Origin of the sequence: Thermanaeromonas sp. C210 (genome assembly GCF_013167955.1) — a bacterium.
Lineage (GTDB): Bacteria > Bacillota > DSM-521 > Neomoorellales > Neomoorellaceae > UBA12545.
In genome coordinates this window covers 329,987-350,134 of record NZ_BLWF01000001.1, presented here as the reverse complement: position 1 = coordinate 350,134, position 20,148 = coordinate 329,987, and the positions used below count along the sequence as shown (strand labels likewise).

The window sequence follows — 20,148 nt, the reverse complement described above, 5'->3', positions numbered from 1 at the left end:
AGCTGTTGCGCTTATTATTCACCTAGTAACTGTCGAACTCGAGCCGGGGGGAACCCAGCTTACCGGGTGGCGGCTCTTGCCGGCTACCCGCAGGGGAAGATCTCCCGCGCCACCAGGGTTACTCCCGCCCCTTTACGCTGGATAATCCCTGCTACTTTAAGGGGCACCGTTTCCGGCCGGAAAAGGAGATGGCCGTATTTGTGATATATATCTTCGAATACAGTAACATCCAGTAGACCCGTTTCGTCTTCCAGGGAAAAAAATACCACTGTTTTACCGCTCCTAGTAGGTGGCCGGTGGGGCCTGACGGGCCAGCCGGCCACTTTAACCCACCTTCCGTGAGTGGTTTTTAACGCTTCCCCTACGGGAATATACCCTTCTGCCGATAATCTTGCCCGCCAAAAGCCCATGAAGTGCTTGTCGATTTCCAGGCCCAGCACCTCGTATTCCAGGAGGTGTTTTTCTTCCGGGGGAAAATCGGCCGTATCCGGAGGCGGCCCTAGGTTTAGCGTGATCTGCGGGGAAGAATCCCGGGCTATTTCCGGCAGCCAGGCCAGAAGGGCCTTCCGGTTGGGGTGCAGGGTGTCGAAGGCGCCGCAGAGGATCAGGTTTTCCAGGGTATCCCTTTCCGTACGGGTCCGGTGATAAAAATCGGGAAGGGAAGAAAAGGGAGCCGCGCGGCGCGCTTCTAATATTCTGGCCAGGGTTTCTTTGCGCATTCCCTTGACCCGGCTTAAGGGGATGCGTATAGCTTTATCCCCTTCTACGGTAAACCTGTCTCCGCTTAGATTTACATCGGGCGGCAGGAACTTTATCCCCCGGGTACGGGCCTCATTGGCCAGGGTGGCCGGGGAATAATATCCCATGGGCTGGCAATTTAAAAGGGAGGCAAAAAAGTACGCCGGATAATGGGCGGAAAGATAAGCCGTCCAGTAGGCGGTGGTGGCGAAGGCCGCCGCGTGGGCCTCACAGAAGCCATAGGAGGCATAACCTTCCAGGCAGGAAAAGATATCCCGAGCCGTCTTTTCTTCGATACCCTTTGCCACGGCCTGCCGCACGAATTCCTCTCCTATTTCGCGCATCTCCTGCAGCGACCGCCCATGGGTCATGAGCCTGCGCAAACGATCCGCCTCTCCGGGCGTGAAGCCCGCGACCTCGCTGGCAATGGCTATGACCTGTTCCTGGAAGAGGACCACGCCGTAAGTTTTTTCTAGTACCGGTTGCAGGGAGGGATGCAGGTAGGAGATCGGCTCAAGGCCCTGACGCCGGGCGATGAAAGGTTCCACCATATTTCCTTTTATGGGCCCCGGCCGTATTAAGGCCAGGCTGGCCACGACATCCTCAATGTCTTCGGCCTTGAGCCTGGTCTGGAGGGACCTCTGGGCCGGGCTCTCCAGCTGGAAGACCCCCACCGTTCGGCCGGCGTTGAGGAGGCGGTAGGTAGCCCGGTCGTCGAGGGGAATCTTTTCATAGGCGAAGCCCGGTTCGGATTTAGAGATTTCTCTGTAAGCCTCCTCCAGCACGGTTAGCGCCTTAAGGGAAAGGAGGTCTATTTTCACCAGTCCGATATCCTCTACATCATCGCGGTCCAACTGGCAAATTTTTACTCTTTTGGCCGCCAGTTGAAGGGGCGAGATGTCCGCCACCGGGCGACCGGCCACCACCAGGCCGCCCAGGTGGGTACCCAGGTGGCGGGGGAGCCCTGCGAGGCGGCCGCAGAAATGAAACAGCCGCCGGTATTTTTCTTCCTTCCAGGGTCCCCGGCGGAGCTCCGGGAAGCGGTCTAGGGCCGGCAAAATTTGATCGGCAGGGATATAGGGTATGGTTTTGGCGAGGGCATCGATTTCCTCCGGTGGATAGCCGAACACTTTACCGACATCCCTCACGGCCGAACGGGCCCGGTAGGTTACGTAGGTGGCTACGGCGGCTACGTGTTCTTCACCGTATTTCCGGTAAACGTAAGCGGCTACCAGGTCCCGGTGGCGGGAGTCGAAGTCGATGTCTATGTCGGGCTTTTCGGCCCGCTCCAGGCTCATGAAACGCTCAAAAGCCAGGCTTCGGCTGATGGGGTCCACTTCCGTAAGACCGAGGCAATAGGCCACGGCGCTGGCCCCGGCGGAACCCCGGCCTGCGCACCTTATTCCCTGGGAGCGGGCGTAGTTCACGATGTCCCAGGTGATGAGGAAGTAGTCGGCAAAGCCCAGGCGGGATATGACGCCCAGCTCTTTCTGCAGTCTTTCTTCGATCTCCGGGGTAAGGCGTGGGTAGCGTTCTGCAGCTCCCCGGTAGACCAGCTCCCGCAGGAAGGCTTCAGCGCTCCGCCCGGCCGGCAGGGGGAATCTGGGCAGCAACCCTCGCCCCTCGTCAAAAACAGGACGGCATATTGCGGCTATACGGAGGGTGTTCTGCAGGGCCTGGGGGCAGAAGGAGAAGAGCTCAGCCATTTCCCCGGAGGACTTGAGGTAATTCTCGTCGTTTAAGGCCCTATGGGGATGAACTTCTTCCAGGGTTATCCCCAGGCGTATGCACGTTAGAATATCATGGACGGGGAAATTGCCCTTTTGGACATAGTGAACGTTATTAGTGGCCACTAGGGGTATCTCCAGGGTTTCTCCCAGTTCCACCAGGGCCCGGTTTAGGGCCCGGTTGCCGGGGAGCAGGGTATCCTGGAGCTCCAGGTAAAAAAAGTTACGCCACAAGGACTTATACCGCAGGGCGGCTTCCCGGGCGGCCGCGTATTTCCTTTCCAGGATGAGGGACGGCACCTCTCCCTTGCGGCACCCGGAGAGGGCTATCAGGCCTTCACGGTGTTCCTCGAGATCGGACCATGAACACCGGGGATGGCCCCGGGGATGGGAAAGATGGGCGCGGGTGAGGAGACGGCACAGGTTGGCATACCCTTGCGGACCGGTGGCGAGGAGGGTCAGGTGGTAGCCGCCCTCCAGGACCACTTCCGCCCCCTGGATGGGTTTGATCCCCGCCTGGGCGGCGGCGCGGTAAAAGCGCGGGGCACCGGAAACGTTGGAATGGTCGGTCAGGGCCAGGGCGGCCATCCCCATCTCGGCGGCCCGCTGCACCAGGGCTTCCGGGAAGGAAGCGCCGTCGAGAAAGGAGAAACAGGAATGGACGTGCAGGTGTACAAAATCGGCCCCGCCCATATAGATCCCTCCCTCAATCGTACCGGCGGTATAAAAACCATTCGCCGCTTTGGAGGTCGCGGTAAACCTCCCAGACACCCTGGCCTGCCAGGAGCCGGAGGAACAATTTCGGCGTATCGCCCTTCCACCATTCCCCTGTATCCTTCCACCTGTCCAGCATGGCCTGGACCGTATACCATTTACCCTGCCAGCAAAAGCGCGGCGTCCTCTTTTTATTCCATTCTACCCTCAGCTTGGTTGGCTCCACGGCAAGATCGCCTCCACGGATCATAAAAGGCAAGCATGATTTCCCGGCGGCTGGGGGCGAGGGCGGAGCCGGTGATAACGGCTCCGGGGTAAACCATGGAGGCGGCGGCCAGCGCTTCCCGGAGCCGTCCTTCCCTGGCGGGATCTTGGCCGCCGAAGAAGGAGAGCTGGCGGGCGGGGGCCGGGCGGAGGCCATCTACGGTGATAGTGATTTTTTCTACCGGAGAGGGGAGCCGGAGATCGTTTATAATTCCTTTCAGGTGAAAGTACAGGCTCCCGGGGTTCTGGGCCCGGGAGAACCGGCGCGGAAAGGAAAGGCTTTCGCCCTCGAGGTCAAGACGCACGACGAGGTACTGCCATACGATCCCCTGCTTTTCCAGCCAGAAAGACACGCGCTCGGCAAGGAGGCGGCAGGCGGAAAGAAGGCTTTCGCGGGAGAGGGCTTTTCCCAGGTAGATGTCGGCACTGAAGGGCCTCACAACGATTCCCTCCGAGAAATTAAAGATGAATTTAAAATAAATTATTTCCACGACGCGTGTAATAATGTATAATCAAGTACACAGTTAAATTTTATAGCCGATAAGATGGAGGCAAAAACAAGTTTACACGAACTGTGTAAATACGTCAAGGGGGAAGGTATTGAGAGGGATGAGGAGAGACGCCGGGAAATCGCGTTTGGGCCGGTACCTGGCCGCCCGGAGGACGGCTGCCGGACTGTCCTTGGAGAAGCTGGCCTCCCTCATCGGCAGGGCTACCTCCACGGTGAACTCCTGGGAACAGGGGACGCGCACGCCTTCCCTGGAAGATATGGTGGTTCTGGCCCGGGTGTTCGATACCCATGTGGAAGAATTGATCCACCTGGCCGTTCCCACGGCGGCGGAAATCCAGGAGGAGCTCAAGAAGGTACAGGCGGCAGGAGAGGCAGGGGAGCAACAGATCAAGAGGAGAATAACCTTCTTGCGGCAGTTTCTGGCCGCCAGGAAGGAAGCCCAGCGGCTGAGGGCCCTGGAGGTTTTGCAGCCCATAACGTCGGTGAAGAGGGTACCCCTGGTGGGGAAGGTTCCCGCCGGCCCCCCTAAACTGGCCCTTGAAGAAACCGGGGAGTATACGGAGGTGCCGGAGGGGGTCCCGGTGGACTATGCCCTGGTGGTCCGCGGGGACAGCATGGTGGGCGCCGGCATCGATGACGGAGATGTAGTGTGGGTAAGGAGGCAGGCCGTGGCCAAACCGGGGGATACTGTGGTGGCCCTCCTCGGGCGGGAAGAGGTCACTGTAAAGCACCTCCTGGAACAGGATGGGCGCTGGGTCCTCCGAGCCAACAACCCCTATAAAGAATATCCGGATATACCCCTGGGGCCCGAAGATGAGATCATCGGGGTGGTAGAGCGCGTAATAAAAAAACCCGCCCCACCGCCGTTGACATAAGGCGAAACCCCTGGGCCCCCTTTCTCGGTGGCAGCCTGCAGGGTAGCCCGGGGCGGCCAAGGGTCTTCTCCCGATAAGCTAAAGCTGAGGGTTCCTGAAGGGGGCTTAAGCTGTTTCTGGGGCGCTGCTCGCCCTGCTGAGGAGAGAACTTCTAAAATAGAAGCAATAACCTTTCTCATAAATGAGAAACCGTCGGGAGCTCAAAAATAATTAAGGTCTGAATCCTATCCGGAGTGGGATAAGGATGTTGGCGGCCTTTTAAGAAAGGAAGGGGGACCGCGATGCAGAACGAAAGAAGCCTAGGGAAAGACGCAAAGATCTATATCGGGACCTCCGGCTACAGTTACCGGGACTGGATAGGCCCTTTCTATCCTGCCGGTACCCGGCAGGACCAGATGCTGTCCTTTTATGCCGAAGAATTCTCCTTTGCCGAAGTAAATTCCACTTTTTACCACCTACCATCGGCTAGAATGTTCGAGGGCATGCTCAAAAAAGTACCTGAGCACTTCCTCTTTACCGTGAAGGCCTTCCAGGGCCTGACCCACCGGCGCGGGGATGCCGTGAGGGAAGAGGCGGTCAGGATGGTGGAGGCTTTAAAACCCCTTTCGGCGGGCGGGAGGCTGGGAGCGCTGGTCCTCCAGTTCCCCTATTCCTTTAAGGCTAACCGTGAAAACAGGGAGTACCTTCAAAGCCTGCGGGAGTGGCTTACAGGCCTCCCCGTGGTGGTGGAGTTCCGTCACAAGAGCTGGTTGGGGAGGGATACCTCGTCGCTTCTGCACGCCCTCGGCATGGGCTTTGTATGTGTGGATACTCCCGGTCTGAATGGTCTCCCCGGAGGTGCGGTCCAGGCTACGGCTTCCGTTGGTTACGTGCGGTTCCACGGGCGGAATACTGCCACCTGGTGGCGACATGAAGAGGCATGGGAGCGCTATAATTACCTTTATACGGAAGAAGAACTATCGGAGTGGGTACCCCGGATTGCCTTCCTGGCCGGGAAGTGCGAGCGGGTGTTTGTGGCCTTTAACAATCACTTCGGTGCCCAGGCCGTGGTAAACGCGCGCATGTTGAAGAGAATTTTACCCCCGGGATTTAGCCCGTGAGGGCAGAGGGGGGCGAAGGGATGAGCCCGGTATCCCGGTGAAGGGGGATGGTGAAGAGCTAAATCTCCCTCCCAACTGTAAAAATTCTGTCAAGCATCCATGAAAATGTCAGGTAAAACACATCTGTGAAAATGTCAGGGATGTGGTATAATTGGCCTGCGAGGTTTCCATGGTTTACGCCATGGATGGTCTGCAGCGGGCCTACGAGGAAGAGAAGGGGTAGGGCCCGCACTTTTTTCTAGAGCTGTAGCAGGCCTATTATTTTCAGGATTGCTTTTAGCATTTTCCGGGAATACCTCAAGGCCATAAAAATGGCCCTGCCAAGCGACACACAAAGCACCGTGCAGGGGCTTAAGGACCTCCACAACGGAGCGAAGAGGGATAAAAGGAGCACCTTTAGGGTTTAAGACTTTATAAGTCTTGCCCTGGAAGTGAATAGTATAGCCGGGATTTAAGGTTCTATATTCCTTCCAGGAGAAGATATATTCCAGGCGCAAATGAGAAGGGATGGGGCGGAAAGCCGAAGCGGTATCAGCTGGGGGAACGGCGAATTTTTCATTGTAACGCTCAATAAACTTAGGGAGTAGGGCGTTAGCCTCTTCAAGGGAGGAAGCGCCGGCCAGGCGGAGCTCGATAAGTAGCCTTTGCTGCAAAGTTTCAAAAGAGCGCTCAATGCGGCCTTTAGCCTGTGGGGAATAGGCCGGTATATGCTGGATACCAAGGTCCCTTAAGATGCGGCCGAACTGGGTTAAAGGTCGTCTTTCACCCAGCAATTGCTCCTCCAGAGTAAGGTGATCTTTCTTCTCCTTTGGAGAGAAGAAGAGGGTATGCCTGTCCGAATAAATAGCAAGAGGGATGCCGTGCTTAGTGATAAGTTGGTATAAGAGACGACAATAACCCTTGAAATCCTCAGCAGGCCAGAAGAGGGCGGAAAGAATACGACCGGTAGCGTCGTCGACGGCCAATAATAAAACCAGCGAAGGGCCACGGGCCCTCCAACCAATCATGGTGGCTACCGTCAATTTGAACCAGCATGCCGAATTGCGGTTTACGAGGGCGGCGACAATGGGGTTTATGGGGTCGGTGTTTTCTAGGACTAAGGATACCGGCGGCTTTAAGGATACGGCCCACAGAAGCCGGGCTTAAACAAATACCTTCATGCTCGCGGAGCAATTCGCTCAAGAAAGTATAATTACACCCCCTGTATTTAGTTTGAGCGAGCTGCACTACCACCTGGCGGATATTATCAGGGATAGCATGAGCGGGTTTACGGCCACGATTTCCATGGGCCAGGCCTGCGGGACCCGAGGTTTGAAGTTTTGTCTTAAGGCGATAGGCATGGCGTTCGCTAATTCCCAAGATGAGGGCTGCATACGGTAATGAAACTTCTCCATCTAAAACTTTTTGTAAAATAATTACCCGGTTCATTTCCGCCTGTGACAAGGTAATCCTCGCCCTATTCATACTGACATTTTCACTGATGGATTTCACCCTGACAATATCACAGACGGATCACACCAACTGTAAAAATTCTTGACTCTCTTTAACAGGTTCTTTATACTGAAACGTAAACATATTTCGCGCCTCCAAGAGCGGCCGGGAGAAAGGGTTTAGACGGTAGGAGGGGAGAATAAAGTGGGATTAATTATATACCTAGATGGTCGCTTTGTAGACGAAGAAGAGGCTAAGGTATCCGTTTTCGATCACGGTTTACTCTACGGCGACGGGGTCTTTGAAGGCATCCGGGCGTATAATGGCCGGGTTTTTAAATTAAAGGAGCATATTATCCGGCTTTTTGAATCCGCCCGGCATATTGCTTTGGAACCCGGCCTTACCCGGGAAGAGATGATGGACGTTGTATTGGAAACCTGCCGGCGGAACAACTTGCACGATGCCTACATTCGCCTGGTAGTCACCCGCGGCCGTGGAGATCTGGGGCTGGATCCCCGCAAATGCCCTAAGCCCTTGGTCTTCTGTATCGCCTCCGGTATCCAGCTTTATCCCGCGGAATTATACGAGCGGGGGCTGGAACTGGTGACGGTGGCTACGCGGCGGAATATTCCCGACGCCTTAGATCCCCGTATCAAGTCCCTCAATTATCTCAACAACATCCTGGCCAAGATAGAAGCCACCCGGGCCGGCGCGCCGGAGGGGCTGCTCCTCAACAGAGAAGGCTATGTGGCGGAGGCCACGGGGGACAACATTTTTATCGTGAAGGACGGTCATTTGTATACCCCTCCTGCCTACATCGGGCTCCTGGAGGGCATTACAAGGAATACGGTGATGGAATTAGCCCGGACCTTGGGCATTCCGGCCGAAGAGAGGGTATTCACCCGCCACGATATTTATACGGCGGATGAGTGCTTCCTGACCGGCACGGCGGCGGAGGTTATTCCTGTAGTTAAGCTGGATAACCGGCCCATAGGGGACGGCCGACCGGGCCCCATTACCCGCAAGCTCATCAACAGCTTCCGGGAGCTTACCATGAACGAAGGCGCGGAGATCTTTACGGAAAAGAGGCGTTAAGGATGCGGAGCGATTTGATGAAGGCCGGCCTGGCCCGGGCACCCCACCGGTCTTTATTTAAAGCTATGGGCCTTACCGATGAGGAAGTAGCCCGGCCTATCATCGGCATTGTTAATTCCTTTAATGAACTAGCCCCGGGCCATGTCCACCTCCGCACCGTGGCGGAGGCCGTTAAAGCCGGAGTGAGGATGGCGGGGGGTACCCCGCTAGAATTTTCTACCATAGGGGTATGCGATGGTATTGCCATGAACCATACCGGCATGAAATACTCCCTGGCCAGCCGGGAGCTCATTGCCGACAGTGTGGAAGTCATGGCCATGGCCCATCCCTTTGATGCCCTCATCTTTATTACCAACTGCGACAAGATCGTTCCCGGCATGCTCATGGCCGCAGCCCGCCTCAACCTACCTTCCATTTTTATAAGCGGCGGGCCCATGCTGGCCGGGCGGTATAAGGGACGCGATGTTTCCCTGAGCAATATCTTCGAAGCCGTCGGCATGGTGCGGGCCGGCAAGATGACCGAAGATGAGCTGGCGGAACTTGAGGATTGCGTTTGCCCCGGTTGTGGCTCTTGTGCCGGGATGTATACGGCCAATACCATGAACTGTTTAACAGAAGCCCTGGGCATGGGCCTGCCGGGCCAGGGCACCGTTCCGGCGGTTAGCGCGGCACGCCTCAGGCTGGCCAAACAGGCCGGTATGCGCATCATGGACCTGTTAGAAAAGAATATCCGGCCCCGGGATATCATGACTGCAGCCGCCTTCCGCAATGCGGTGGCGGTGGATATGGCCCTGGGAGGTTCTACCAACACCTGCCTCCACCTGCCGGCCATTGCCCGGGAGGCCGGGGTGGATTTGCCCCTCAAGGTTTTCGATGAGCTCAGCAGGCAAGTACCACAGTTGTGTAAGTTGAGCCCGGCGGGCCCTCACCACATCCAGGATCTCCACGAGGCCGGGGGGATTCCGGCGGTAATGGCCGAACTCGGCCGCGCGGGGCTGCTAGACGGCAGCTGCCTTACGGTGACGGGACGCACGGTGGCCGATAATTGCGCCGGGAAGGGGATTTTAAATAAAGAAGTCATCAGGCCCCTGGAAAACCCCTACAGCCCCGATGGAGGGCTGGCCATCCTGTACGGCAACCTGGCTCCCGAGGGGGCAGTGGTTAAAAAGGGTGCGGTGCTGCCCGAGATGCTGGTGCACAAGGGGCCGGCCCGGGTCTTTGAGAGCGAAGAAGAGGCTTTTCAAGCCATCATCGAGGGAAGGATTCGCCCCGGGGATGTAGTTGTCATCCGTTACGAAGGCCCCAAGGGCGGCCCGGGCATGCAGGAGATGTTGAGTCCCACCTCGGCGCTGGCCGGGATGGGGCTGGATGCCTCGGTGGCTCTCATTACCGACGGCCGTTTTTCGGGTGCCAGCCGGGGAGCCTCCATCGGCCACGTATCCCCTGAAGCAGCGGCCGGAGGGCCCCTGGCCCTGGTTAAGGAAGGCGATCTCATCGCCATCGACATCCCGGCGCGCAAGTTGGAGTTGCTGGTAGAAGAAGGGGAACTGGCCCGGCGCCGGGCAGAATGGCAGGCGCCGGCGCCCAAGATTAGCACAGGTTATCTTGCACGCTATGCCCGGCACGTTACTTCCGGTGCCCGGGGAGCCGTGCTGGAATAAGGATCGGAGGTGTATGGCAGTTGGGGATTGCGGTGCGAAAAGCAAACTGACGGGTTCCCAGATTATCATCAAGGCCTTGCAAGAGGAAGGCGTGGATACTGTATTCGGGTATCCCGGAGGAGCAGTACTGCCCCTGTATGACGAACTCTATAGGTCTAATATCCGCCATATCTTAACCCGCCATGAACAGGGCGCCGTCCACGCGGCAGACGGGTATGCCCGGGTTAGCGGAAAGCCCGGGGTCTGCATTGCCACTTCCGGACCGGGTGCCACCAACCTCATCACCGGGATTACCAATGCCTTCATGGATTCTGTTCCCCTTGTGGTCCTTACCGGCCAGGTGGGCGTGGGGATGATCGGGCGCGATTCCTTCCAGGAGGCCGACATCACCGGCATAACTATGCCCATTACTAAGCATAATTTCCTGGTCAGGGATGTAAGGGAACTGGCCGGGGTCATGCATGAAGCCTTTTATATAGCTACCACCGGCCGGCCGGGACCGGTGGTTGTAGATATACCCAAGGATGTTACCACCCAGACTACTGTAGTGGATAAGTATCCACCCCCCTTAAATCTCCGGGGCTACAGGGTTTGTCGCGAACCCCACCCCCTGCAGATCCTCCAGGCGGCCCGGGCCATTGCCCGGGCGGAGCGGCCCCTCCTCTTCGCCGGGGGCGGGGTGATTACTTCCGGCGCCCATGAAGAATTAAAAATCCTGGCCGAAAAGCAGGATATCCCGGTTATCATCACCATGATGGGCAAGGGGGCTTTCCCCGAAGACCATCCCCTTTTCGTGGGCATGGTGGGCATGCACGGTACCGTGGCCGCTAATTATGCGGTGGGCGAATGTGACCTCTTAATCGGTATCGGTGTGCGCTTCGATGACCGGGTCACCGGAAGATTGGATAAATTTGCCCCCAAGGCCAGGATAATTCATATAGACATCGATGCTGCGGAGATCGGCAAGAACGTTCCCGCTCATATTCCCATTGTGGGCGATGCCCGTCTGGCCCTCAAGGCCCTGGTGGATAACTTGCCCCGGCCTGCCCTTCGCCCCGAATGGAGGAACCGGATCAGGGCGTGGCAGGAGGAACACCCTTTACAATACGACCGGGACTGCGGCCTAAAACCCCAGTTGGTTATTGAAGAGCTTCACCGCCTTACCGGGGGCGAGGCCATCGTGAGCACGGATGTAGGGCAGCACCAGATGTGGGCGGTCCAGTATTACCGGGTAAAACGGCCGCGCAGCTTCATTTCGTCCGGCGGCCTGGGGGCCATGGGGTTCGGCGTGCCGGCGGCCATGGGAGCCCAGCTGGCCCGGCCGGAGGCTACGGTAATAGCCATTACCGGTGACGGTAGCTTCCAGATGAACTCCCAGGAGCTGGCTACCATAAGCTTTTACCGGCTACCGGTAAAGATCATACTACTGGATAACGGTTACCTGGGCATGGTACGCCAGTGGCAGGAGTTTTTCTTCGACGGGCGTTATTCTTATTCCGACTTGGCGGCGGGCAACCCCGATTTCGTTAAGCTGGCCGGGGCTTACGGGATCCCGGCCCTGCGGGTAACCGAGGCTTCCCAGCTGACCGGGGCTCTGGAAAGGGCTCTGGAGCACGAAGGGCCCTTCCTGGTGGATGTAAAGGTAGACCGGGAGGAGAACGTCCTTCCCATGGTGCCGCCGGGTGCCCATCTCCGGGAAATGATTGTAGGGGGGTAGAAATAGCCATGAAGCACACCTTAGCCGTTCTGGTGGAAAATAAGCCGGGGGTGTTGACCAGAGTGGCGGGCCTCTTTGCCCGCCGCGGGTATAATATCGAGAGCCTGGCCGTCGGCCCCACGGAGAACCCCGCCATCTCGCGGATGACCATTGTGGTGGAGGGCGACGACCATACCATAGAGCAGGTGTGCAAGCAGCTCCATAAGCTCATCGATGTCATCAAGTTGAGCGACATCACCCAGGATCCCCATGTGGGCCGGGAGCTCATCCTGATCAAGGTAAATGCCGAGCCCCACGTGCGGGGAGAAATCATGCAGATTGTGGAGGTTTTCCGGGCCAGGATCGTGGATATCGCGCGGGATTCCCTGATTGTTGAGGCCACGGGCGACGAGGACAAGATCAACGCCATCGAGGCCGCCCTGCGGCCCTTCGGTATCCGGGAATTGGCCCGGACGGGCAAGATCGCCCTGGTGAGGGGATCCAGGGGCAAGGTCCTGGAGGCCGATCTGGGCGAGCAGGAAAACGTCAGCCAGACGGGTTAAAGAGGGGGGAGAAGGCTTGAGGCGAACGGGTGCCCAGGCGGTCATCGAAGCTTTATTAGAAGAAGAAGTAGACCTTGTCTTCGGCTACCCCGGAGGCGCAGTGCTGCCTTTGTACCATGCCCTGGCCGACAGCCCTATTAAACACGTCCTGGTGCGCCACGAGCAAAATGCCGTACATGCGGCCAGCGGTTATGCCCGGACCAGCGGCAGGGTAGGGGTATGTTTCGCCACCTCGGGGCCCGGGGCCACCAATCTGGTGACGGGCATCGCTACGGCGTACATGGATTCGGTGGCCGTGGTAATTTTTACCGGCCAGGTACCTACCTCCATGGTGGGGACCGATGCCTTCCAGGAAGTGGACGTTACGGGGATTACCATGCCCATCACCAAGCACAACTACCTGGTAAAAGATGTGGCGGAGCTCCCCCGCATAGTTAAAGAGGCCTTTCATATCGCCCGTACGGGCCGGCCGGGGCCGGTGCTGATCGATCTCCCGCGGGATGTGGCCCAGGCGCCTTGCGAGGCCCCCATCCCGGATAAGGTGGACATCCGGGGCTACAAGCCCACCTACAAAGGGCATGCCGGGCAGATAAGGGCCTTGGCCAAGATGCTATCGGAAGCCGAGCGGCCGTTAATCTTCGTGGGAGGGGGAGTGGTGGCTTCGGGGGCCGAAGAACTCTTGCTCCGGCTGGCGGAAACCCTGCAGGCGCCGGTGGCCACCACCCTTGCCGGCTTAGGAGCCTTCCCGGAGGATCATCCCCTGTCCTTGGGCATGGTGGGCCTGCACGGTAAACCTTACGCCAACCACGCCTTTATGGAGTGCGACGTCCTTTTCGGCCTCGGGGTGCGTTTTGACGATCGGGTGACCGGTGCCCTGGACAAATTCGCTCCCCAGGCCAAGATAGCCCATGTGGATATCGACCCCGCAGAAATCGGCAAGAACGTCCGCGTGGACTTACCCCTGGTGGGGGATGCCCGAACCGTCCTGGAGGACCTCTTGCCCCTGGTGCAGCCAGGCAAGCGGGGGGCCTGGTTAAAGCGCCTGCAGGAGCTACGGGAGGAATACCCCTTAACATACGGCCGCGGGGGAGATGTGCGTCCCCAGTGGGTTATACAGCGATTAGGGGAGATGACCCGGGGCAAGGCCATCATCACCACCGATGTGGGCCAGCACCAGATGTGGGCCGCCCTCTTTTACGGCTTTACCAAGCCGCGTACCTTCATTTCGTCCTGCGGCCTGGGGACCATGGGCTATGGCTTCCCGGCGGCCATAGGGGCCCAACTGGCCCGGCCGGACACTATGGTGTGGGTCATCACCGGCGATGGGAGTTTCCAGATGAGCATGGCTGAACTGGGCACTGCGGTAGAGCAGAACCTGCCCATTAAGATCCTGCTTTTCAACAACCAAAGCCTGGCCATGGTGCGCCAGCTGCAGCACTTCTACTACGAGGGCAAGTATACCGCAGTTCGCTTCAGCGGCAACCCCGACTTTGTTGGCCTGGCCCGCTGCTACGGCGCAGAAGGTCTGAGAATAACCAAACAGGAAGAAGTTATTCCGGTTCTGCAGGAAGCCATGCAGAACGGGCGCCTCACCCTCATAGAATGTCTTATAAGCGAAGAAGAAATGGTGTATCCCATGGTGCCGGCAGGGGCGGGATTAAACGAAATGATTTTGCCGGAGGATTAGGGAGCAAGAGGAGAGACGGAAATGGAAACAACAACCCGACGCATTTATATCTTCGATACTACCCTTCGGGACGGGGAGCAGTCCCCCGGCGTGAGCCTCAATGTGCAGGAAAAGCTGGAAATCGCCCGGCAACTGGCCCGGTTAAAGGTGGATGTTATCGAAGCCGGTTTCCCCATTGCCTCCCGGGGGGACTTCGAGGCGGTGAAGGCCGTTGCCCAGGAGATAGAGGGGCCCGCCATTGCCGCCCTGGCCCGCGTTAACGAGCGGGACATCGACCGGGCCTGGGAGGCGGTGAAGCACGCCGCACGGCCCCGCCTCCACGTCTTTATTGCTACTTCTGATATCCATATGAAGCATAAGCTCCGCATGAGCCGGGAGGAAGTCCTGGAGGCCATCCGGCGGGGGGTGGCTTACGCCAAGGAGCACTGCCCGGACGTAGAATTCTCTCCGGAGGATGCTTCGCGGAGCGACCTGGAGTTCTTGTGCCTGGCCCTGCAGACGGCTATTGAAGCCGGGGCCACGGTGATCAATATTCCCGATACCGTGGGCTATGCTACCCCCCCGGAGTTCGGTCGGCTTATAGCCCAAATACGCCAAAGGGTGCCTAATATCGAACAGGCCATCATCAGCGTCCACTGCCATAACGACCTGGGGATGGCAGTAGCCAATTCCCTGGCGGCCATAGAAAACGGCGCCGACCAGGTAGAGTGCACTGTTAACGGCATCGGCGAGCGGGCGGGCAACACGGCCCTGGAGGAATTGGTCATGGCTCTCTTTACCCGCCGCGATTACTACGGGTGCCGTACTGGGGTGGTAACGGAAGAGATCTATCGCACCAGCCGCCTGGTCAGCAGCCTGACGGGCATGCCCGTGCAGTACAATAAGGCCGTGGTGGGCAAGAACGCCTTTGCCCACGAGTCGGGGATCCACCAGGACGGCGTGTTAAAGGAGCGGACTACTTATGAGATCATGAACCCGGCCATGATCGGCCTGGTCCAGAGCAACATCGTACTGGGCAAACATTCCGGGCGTCACGCCCTCCGCAGCCGCCTGGCAGAACTAGGCTATACCCTGACGGAAGCCGAGCTGGATAAGGCCTTCCAGCGCTTCAAAGAGCTGGCCGACCGCAAGAAGGAAATTTCGGACCGGGACCTGGAGGCCATTGTAGAACACGAGGTACGCCGGATACCGGAAAAGTATATCCTGGACTACCTGCATATATCCTCCGGTACGCGGGTAGTGCCCACGGCCACCGTCGGGTTGAAGGTGGACGGAAGGGTCCTGGAGGAAGCGGCCTGCGGGGAAGGCCCGGTGGACGCAGCCTTCAAGGCCATCGATAAAATTACCCGCATCCCCGTGTGCTTGAAATCCTATTCCTTAAATGCCGTTACCGGCGGCAAGGATGCGGTAGGAGAAGTAACGGTGAAGGTGGAATACCAGGGAAGGATCTTCATCGGACGCGGCATCAGCACGGACGTCCTGGAGGCCAGCGCCCGGGCCTATATAAATGCCGTGAATAAGCTGGTGTATGAAATAGGGGAAGAGAACCTGCAGTACCTTTCCGAGGCCACTAACGGAGGGAGGTAAACAGCCTTGGGCATGACGGTGACGGAAAAGATCCTGGCCGCCCATGCGGGGATGGAGGCGGTAGAGCCCGGGCAGCTCATTAACGCTCGCATCGACCTGGCCCTGGGCAACGATATTACCGCTCCCCTGGCCATCAAGGAGTTCCGCCAGCTGGGGGTAAAGAGGGTCTTCGACCCGGCGAGGGTAGTGCTGGTACCGGATCATTTTACCCCCAATAAAGACATTAAGTCGGCCGAGCAGGCTAAAGTCCTGCGGGAATTCGCCCGGGAGCAGGGCCTGGAGCACTACTACGAAGTCGGGCGCATGGGGATCGAGCACTGCCTGCTGCCGGAGGAAGGGCTGGTGGTGCCCGGGGATTTGGTCATCGGCGCCGATTCCCACACCTGTACCTATGGAGCCCTGGGGGCCTTCGCCACCGGCGTGGGCTCCACCGATCTGGCCGCGGCCATGGCCACAGGGGAATGCTGGTTTAGGGTGCCGGAAACCATCCTGCTGCGCTATTACGGGAAGCTGCGGCCCTGGGTAGGGGGCAAGGACCTTATCCTCTACACCATCGGCGACATAGGGGTAGACGGTGCCAGATATATGGCCATGGAATTTACGGGGGAGGCCATCGCAGAGCTGTCCCTGGATGGCCGCTTTACCATGGCCAACATGGCCATTGAGGCCGGGGCTAAGAACGGTATCTTTCCCGTGGACGAGAAAACAGAAGAATACCTCCGGGGACGGGCCCGGCGTCCCTACCGCCTTTTCCGGAGCGACCCTGATGCGCGCTATGCCGAGGTGCGGGAATACGATGTAAGCCGCATCGAACCTCAAGTGGCCTTCCCCCACCTCCCGGAGAACACCCGGCCCATCAGCGAAGTAGGGGAAATTCCCATAGATCAGGTGGTAATTGGGTCGTGTACCAACGGCCGCATGGAGGACCTGAGGATTGCGGCCACCATTCTTAAGGGACGCAGGGTACACCCCGAGGTGCGGCTGATCATCATCCCCGGAACGCAAAAGATCTACGCCCAGGCCCTGGAAGAGGGGCTTATTCGCATATTTATCGAAGCCGGAGCGGCCGTTTCCACGCCCACCTGTGGACCCTGCCTCGGCGGTCACATGGGCATCCTGGCCAGGGGTGAGAGGGCGGTGGCCACTACCAACCGCAATTTTGTCGGCCGCATGGGCCATCCGGAGAGCGAAGTGTATCTTGCCGGACCGGCGGTGGCGGCTGCCAGCGCCGTTAAGGGCCGTATTGCGGCGCCTGAGGAGGTTCGGTAAACATGCAGCCCATACGAGGAATATGCCATAAGTTCGGCCACGATATAGATACCGATGCCATTATACCGGCCCGCTATCTCAATACCAGCGACCCCCTCGAGCTGGCCAGACACTGCATGGAGGATGCCGATCCCGGCTTCCCCGGCCGGGTTAAGGCCGGCGACATCATCGTGGCCGGTAAGAATTTTGGCTGCGGTAGTTCAAGGGAACATGCGCCCATTGCCATTAAGGCGGCAGGCGTAGCCGCCGTTATCGCCTCGTCCTTTGCCCGTATCTTCTACCGCAACGCCATTAACATCGGACTCCCCATCTTCGAGGCGCCGGAGGCAGCCGCCGGGATTGAAGGCGGGAACGAGGTCCTTATTGAGCCGGACAAAGGCTTGATAATCAACCTGACTAAGAACGAGACTTACCGCATGCTTCCCCTTCCGAGCTTCATGCAAGAACTCATGGATGCCGGGGGCCTTATGGCCTATGTAGCCAGGAAGGTGAAGGAGCGTGTTTAAGATTGCGGTGCTCCCCGGCGACGGGATAGGGCCGGAAATCGTCCCGGAAGCGGTAAAGGTCCTGAAGGCCGTGGGGAAAAAGTATGGCGTAGATTTTGATTTCCGCGAGGGGCTGGTGGGCGGCGCCGCCATCGATGCCACCGGAACTGCCTTGCCGGCGGAAACCCTGCAACTGTGCAGGGAAAGTGACGCCGTCCTCCTAGGGGCGGTAGGAGGCCCCCGGTGGGATAACCTACCCCCGGCGGAGCGGCCGGAAACGGCGGCCCTGCTGGCCTTACGTAAAGGACTGGGGTTGTATGCGAACCTGAGACCGGCTTATCTTTTCCCGGCTCTGGCCGAGGCTTCGCCCCTTAGGAGGGAGATTGTAGAGGGCACCGACCTCCTGGTAGTGAGGGAGCTTACCGGCGGGCTTTATTTTGGCGAGAAAAAGAGGGAACGTACTCCCAGCGGAGAGGTTGCGTGGGATACCCTTATTTATAATACGGAAGAGATCGAGCGCATCCTCCGGCTGGGCTTTGAGCTGGCCAGACAGAGGCGTAAGAAATTGACTTCTGTGGACAAGGCCAACGTGCTCATTACTTCTCGCCTTTGGCGGGAGACGGCCGAACGGCTGGCCCGGGAATACCCGGACGTAGAATTAACCCATATGTACGTGGACAACTGCGCCATGCAGCTGGTACGGTGGCCCCGGCAGTTCGACGTCCTGGTTATGGAAAATACCTTTGGTGATATCTTAAGCGACCTGTCCTCAGTGCTGACCGGCTCCATCGGCATGCTGGCCTCGGCGAGCATCGGGGGGAAGGTAGCCCTCTACGAACCGGCCCACGGCTCTGCCCCGGATATTGCAGGGCAAAAGAAGGCCAATCCCCTAGCCACCATCCTTTCTGCCGCCCTCATGTTGCGGGTATCCTTTAAGCTGGAAGAAGCGGCCCGGGAGGTGGAAGCTGCAGTGGGCCGGGTGCTGGATAAGGGCTTCCGGACCGCGGACATTATGAGCGAGGGTAAAACCCTGGTTAATACAGAAGAAATGGGAACCTTAGTACGGCAGGAAGTGGAAGAGGGATAAAGTATGACCCAGAAGGTCTATCTTTACGATACTACCTTGCGGGACGGTAGTCAGGGAGAAGGCGTCAGCCTCTCGGTGGAAGATAAACTGAAGATTGCCGGCCGGCTGGACCTCTTTGGCATCGACTATATCGAAGGGGGATGGCCGGCGGCCAACCCCAAGGATATGGAATTTTTCTTGCGGGCCAGGAACAGGAACTGGCACCACGCCAAACTTGCGGCCTTTGGCCGCACGCGCAAACCTGGTGGCCGAGTAGAAGAGGATGAAAATCTCCTGGCCATCCTGCAGTCCGGCGTCCAGGTGGCCACCATTTTCGGGAAGACCTGGGACCTCCACGTTACCCAGGCCCTGGGCACCAGCCTGGCGGAAAACCTGGCCATGATTCGGGAAACGGTGGGTTTCCTGGTGGCCAAGGGCCTGGAAGTGGTCTACGACGCCGAACACTTTTTTGACGGCTACAAGGCCAACCCCGCTTACGCCCTGGAATGCCTTAAGGCCGCGGCCGGAGCCGGGGCCGCGTGGATCGTCCTCTGCGATACCAACGGCGGTTGCCTGCCGGGCGAAATCGAAGAGGCGGTCAAGGAGGTAAGCCGGTATATCAATGCCCCCCTGGGTATCCATACCCACAACGACGGGGAACTGGCCGTGGCCAATACCCTGGCCGGCGTGGTGGCCGGTTGCCGCCAGGTACAGGGAACTATCAACGGCCTGGGGGAGCGCTGCGGTAACGCCAATTTGTGTTCGGTTATCCCCAACCTGGAGCTGAAACTGGGTTACCGGTGCCTGCCGCCGGGAAGGCTGCGGGAGCTGACCGAGGTGTCGCGCTATGTGAGCGAGGTCGCCAATATGGTCTTGCCCAATAACCAGCCCTTTGTGGGCCACAGTGCCTTCGCCCATAAGGGCGGCATCCACGTAAGTGCAGTCATGAAGGACGCCTCGACTTACGAACATATTCCCCCCGAGAAGGTGGGCAACCGGCGGCGCGTCCTGGTGTCGGAGCTGGCAGGGGTCAGCAACCTCCGCTACTTCGCCTCGGAATTAGGAGTGCATCTAAACGGGCGCCAGACCAGCGGTGTGGTGGAATGCATTAAGGAATTGGAAAGACAGGGTTACCAGTTCGAGGGCGCCGAGGCGTCTCTGGAACTCCTGGTGCGGAAAGCCGGGGGAGAGTACCGGGAACCCTTCCAGGTGGAATATTTCCGCATATTCGTGGAAAAGGAGGCCGACCAGGACGCCGTTGCCGAAGCCATCATAAAACTTCGGGTGGGAGATCGGACTATCCATACGGCTTCGGAAGGCAACGGCCCGGTCAATGCCCTGGACAATGCCCTGCGCAAGGCCCTGGAAGAATGCTTCCCCGCCATCCGCCGTATGCGCCTCACGGACTATAAGGTGCGGGTTCTCGATGAAAAGGAGGCAACCAGCGCCAAAGTGCGGGTGCTCATCGAGTCCCGCGACGGGGAGAGCGTTTGGAATACGGTGGGTGTCTCTACCAATATTATCGAGGCCAGCTGGGAAGCATTACTGGACAGCATGGAGTACGCCCTCTTAAAGCAGCAGGAGGAAGAGGCGGGAGGTGCCGTGGGCGCTGCCGGAGGAACTTCTTAAGACTTAAGGGCTTCGCCCGGGGGTTTTATAACCTCCTGGCCTGGCCCGTC

General features: G+C 58.5%; 17 protein-coding genes. 12 read left to right on the top strand and 5 right to left on the bottom strand.

Going from position 1 to position 20,148, the window contains the following annotated elements:
- Positions 1–83: 83 nt before the first annotated feature.
- Genes TAMC210_RS01660 through TAMC210_RS01650 form a run of 3 tightly spaced genes read right to left on the bottom strand, consistent with a single transcriptional unit; the run spans position 84 to position 3,883 of the window.
- On the bottom strand, positions 84–3,158 hold the full coding sequence (locus tag TAMC210_RS01660; protein ID WP_173297071.1) for a DNA polymerase III subunit alpha: 3,075 nt from the start codon (positions 3,156–3,158) through the stop codon (positions 84–86).
- 13 nt (positions 3,159–3,171) lie between these two features.
- Complete coding sequence (locus TAMC210_RS01655) at positions 3,172–3,405, bottom strand: DUF6504 family protein (RefSeq protein ID WP_173297070.1); 234 nt, start codon at positions 3,403–3,405, stop codon at positions 3,172–3,174.
- Positions 3,371–3,883: a hypothetical protein gene (locus TAMC210_RS01650; protein ID WP_173297069.1), complete on the bottom strand. Its 513-nt coding sequence runs from the start codon at positions 3,881–3,883 to the stop codon at positions 3,371–3,373. Before TAMC210_RS01650 ends, TAMC210_RS01655 begins: the two co-directional genes overlap by 35 nt.
- A gap of 169 nt (positions 3,884–4,052) precedes the next feature.
- Between TAMC210_RS01650 and TAMC210_RS01645 the strand changes: the two genes are divergently transcribed.
- Together TAMC210_RS01645 and TAMC210_RS01640 are read left to right on the top strand one after the other, a co-directional pair.
- A complete protein-coding gene (locus TAMC210_RS01645) occupies positions 4,053–4,829 on the top strand; it encodes a LexA family transcriptional regulator (RefSeq protein WP_173297068.1) in 777 nt (258 codons plus the stop codon).
- A gap of 281 nt (positions 4,830–5,110) precedes the next feature.
- Complete coding sequence (locus TAMC210_RS01640) at positions 5,111–5,929, top strand: DUF72 domain-containing protein (protein WP_173297067.1); 819 nt, start codon at positions 5,111–5,113, stop codon at positions 5,927–5,929.
- A gap of 134 nt (positions 5,930–6,063) precedes the next feature.
- Here the strand turns inward: TAMC210_RS01640 and TAMC210_RS13835 are convergent, their stop codons facing one another.
- Complete coding sequence (locus TAMC210_RS13835; protein WP_373996419.1) at positions 6,064–6,936, bottom strand: integrase core domain-containing protein; 873 nt, start codon at positions 6,934–6,936, stop codon at positions 6,064–6,066.
- Entirely contained in the window at positions 6,839–7,357 is a 519-nt protein-coding gene (locus TAMC210_RS13830; protein WP_373996433.1) for a helix-turn-helix domain-containing protein, read from the bottom strand. The genes TAMC210_RS13835 and TAMC210_RS13830 overlap by 98 nt, the downstream gene beginning before the upstream one ends.
- A 207-nt stretch (positions 7,358–7,564) precedes the next feature.
- Between TAMC210_RS13830 and ilvE the strand changes: the two genes are divergently transcribed.
- Genes ilvE through cimA form a run of 10 tightly spaced genes read left to right on the top strand, consistent with a single transcriptional unit; the run spans position 7,565 to position 20,098 of the window.
- On the top strand, positions 7,565–8,455 hold the full coding sequence (ilvE, locus tag TAMC210_RS01630) for a branched-chain-amino-acid transaminase (RefSeq protein ID WP_173297066.1): 891 nt from the start codon (positions 7,565–7,567) through the stop codon (positions 8,453–8,455).
- A gap of 2 nt (positions 8,456–8,457) precedes the next feature.
- Entirely contained in the window at positions 8,458–10,116 is a 1,659-nt protein-coding gene (ilvD, locus tag TAMC210_RS01625; RefSeq protein WP_173297065.1) for a dihydroxy-acid dehydratase, read from the top strand.
- Positions 10,117–10,129: 13 nt separating this feature from the next.
- Complete coding sequence (gene ilvB, locus TAMC210_RS01620) at positions 10,130–11,833, top strand: biosynthetic-type acetolactate synthase large subunit (protein WP_173297064.1); 1,704 nt, start codon at positions 10,130–10,132, stop codon at positions 11,831–11,833.
- Positions 11,834–11,841: 8 nt separating this feature from the next.
- Positions 11,842–12,375 carry an acetolactate synthase small subunit gene (gene ilvN / locus TAMC210_RS01615; RefSeq protein ID WP_173297063.1) on the top strand — a complete coding sequence of 178 codons (534 nt, stop codon included), beginning with the start codon at positions 11,842–11,844 and terminating at the stop codon, positions 12,373–12,375.
- A gap of 16 nt (positions 12,376–12,391) precedes the next feature.
- On the top strand, positions 12,392–14,062 hold the full coding sequence (gene ilvB, locus TAMC210_RS01610) for a biosynthetic-type acetolactate synthase large subunit (RefSeq protein WP_173297062.1): 1,671 nt from the start codon (positions 12,392–12,394) through the stop codon (positions 14,060–14,062).
- A 21-nt stretch (positions 14,063–14,083) separates the two neighbouring features.
- Positions 14,084–15,649, top strand: coding sequence for a 2-isopropylmalate synthase (locus TAMC210_RS01605; protein ID WP_173297061.1), 1,566 nt, complete (start codon positions 14,084–14,086; stop codon positions 15,647–15,649).
- Positions 15,650–15,655: 6 nt separating this feature from the next.
- Entirely contained in the window at positions 15,656–16,918 is a 1,263-nt protein-coding gene (gene leuC, locus TAMC210_RS01600; RefSeq protein WP_173297060.1) for a 3-isopropylmalate dehydratase large subunit, read from the top strand.
- Between the two features lie 2 nt (positions 16,919–16,920).
- Positions 16,921–17,424 (top strand): 3-isopropylmalate dehydratase small subunit, encoded by a 504-nt coding sequence (locus tag TAMC210_RS01595; RefSeq protein ID WP_173297059.1) that lies wholly within the window; start codon positions 16,921–16,923, stop codon positions 17,422–17,424.
- Positions 17,417–18,490 carry a 3-isopropylmalate dehydrogenase gene (leuB, locus tag TAMC210_RS01590; protein WP_173297058.1) on the top strand — a complete coding sequence of 358 codons (1,074 nt, stop codon included), beginning with the start codon at positions 17,417–17,419 and terminating at the stop codon, positions 18,488–18,490. Before TAMC210_RS01595 ends, leuB begins: the two co-directional genes overlap by 8 nt.
- A 3-nt stretch (positions 18,491–18,493) precedes the next feature.
- The gene (gene cimA / locus TAMC210_RS01585; protein ID WP_173297057.1) at positions 18,494–20,098 is read left to right on the top strand and encodes a citramalate synthase; all 1,605 of its coding nucleotides are present in this window, start codon (positions 18,494–18,496) and stop codon (positions 20,096–20,098) included.
- Positions 20,099–20,148 lie beyond the last annotated feature (50 nt).

Excerpts from the sequence above, each read along its gene's own strand:
- ilvN (WP_173297063.1), top strand. The coding sequence starts at position 11,842 with ATGAAGCACACCTTAGCCGTTCTGGTGGAAAATAAGCCGGGGGTGTTG.
- ilvB (WP_173297064.1), top strand. The coding sequence starts at position 10,130 with ATGGCAGTTGGGGATTGCGGTGCGAAAAGCAAACTGACGGGTTCCCAG.
- ilvD (WP_173297065.1), top strand. The coding sequence starts at position 8,458 with ATGCGGAGCGATTTGATGAAGGCCGGCCTGGCCCGGGCACCCCACCGG.
- TAMC210_RS01640 (WP_173297067.1), top strand. The coding sequence starts at position 5,111 with ATGCAGAACGAAAGAAGCCTAGGGAAAGACGCAAAGATCTATATCGGG.
- TAMC210_RS01645 (WP_173297068.1), top strand. The coding sequence starts at position 4,053 with ATGAGGAGAGACGCCGGGAAATCGCGTTTGGGCCGGTACCTGGCCGCC.
- TAMC210_RS01660 (WP_173297071.1), bottom strand. The coding sequence starts at position 3,158 with ATGGGCGGGGCCGATTTTGTACACCTGCACGTCCATTCCTGTTTCTCC.
- TAMC210_RS13835 (WP_373996419.1), bottom strand. The coding sequence starts at position 6,936 with ATGATTGGTTGGAGGGCCCGTGGCCCTTCGCTGGTTTTATTATTGGCC.
- TAMC210_RS01605 (WP_173297061.1), top strand. The coding sequence starts at position 14,084 with ATGGAAACAACAACCCGACGCATTTATATCTTCGATACTACCCTTCGG.
- TAMC210_RS01595 (WP_173297059.1), top strand. The coding sequence starts at position 16,921 with ATGCAGCCCATACGAGGAATATGCCATAAGTTCGGCCACGATATAGAT.
- cimA (WP_173297057.1), top strand. The coding sequence starts at position 18,494 with ATGACCCAGAAGGTCTATCTTTACGATACTACCTTGCGGGACGGTAGT.
- TAMC210_RS13830 (WP_373996433.1), bottom strand. The coding sequence starts at position 7,357 with ATGAACCGGGTAATTATTTTACAAAAAGTTTTAGATGGAGAAGTTTCA.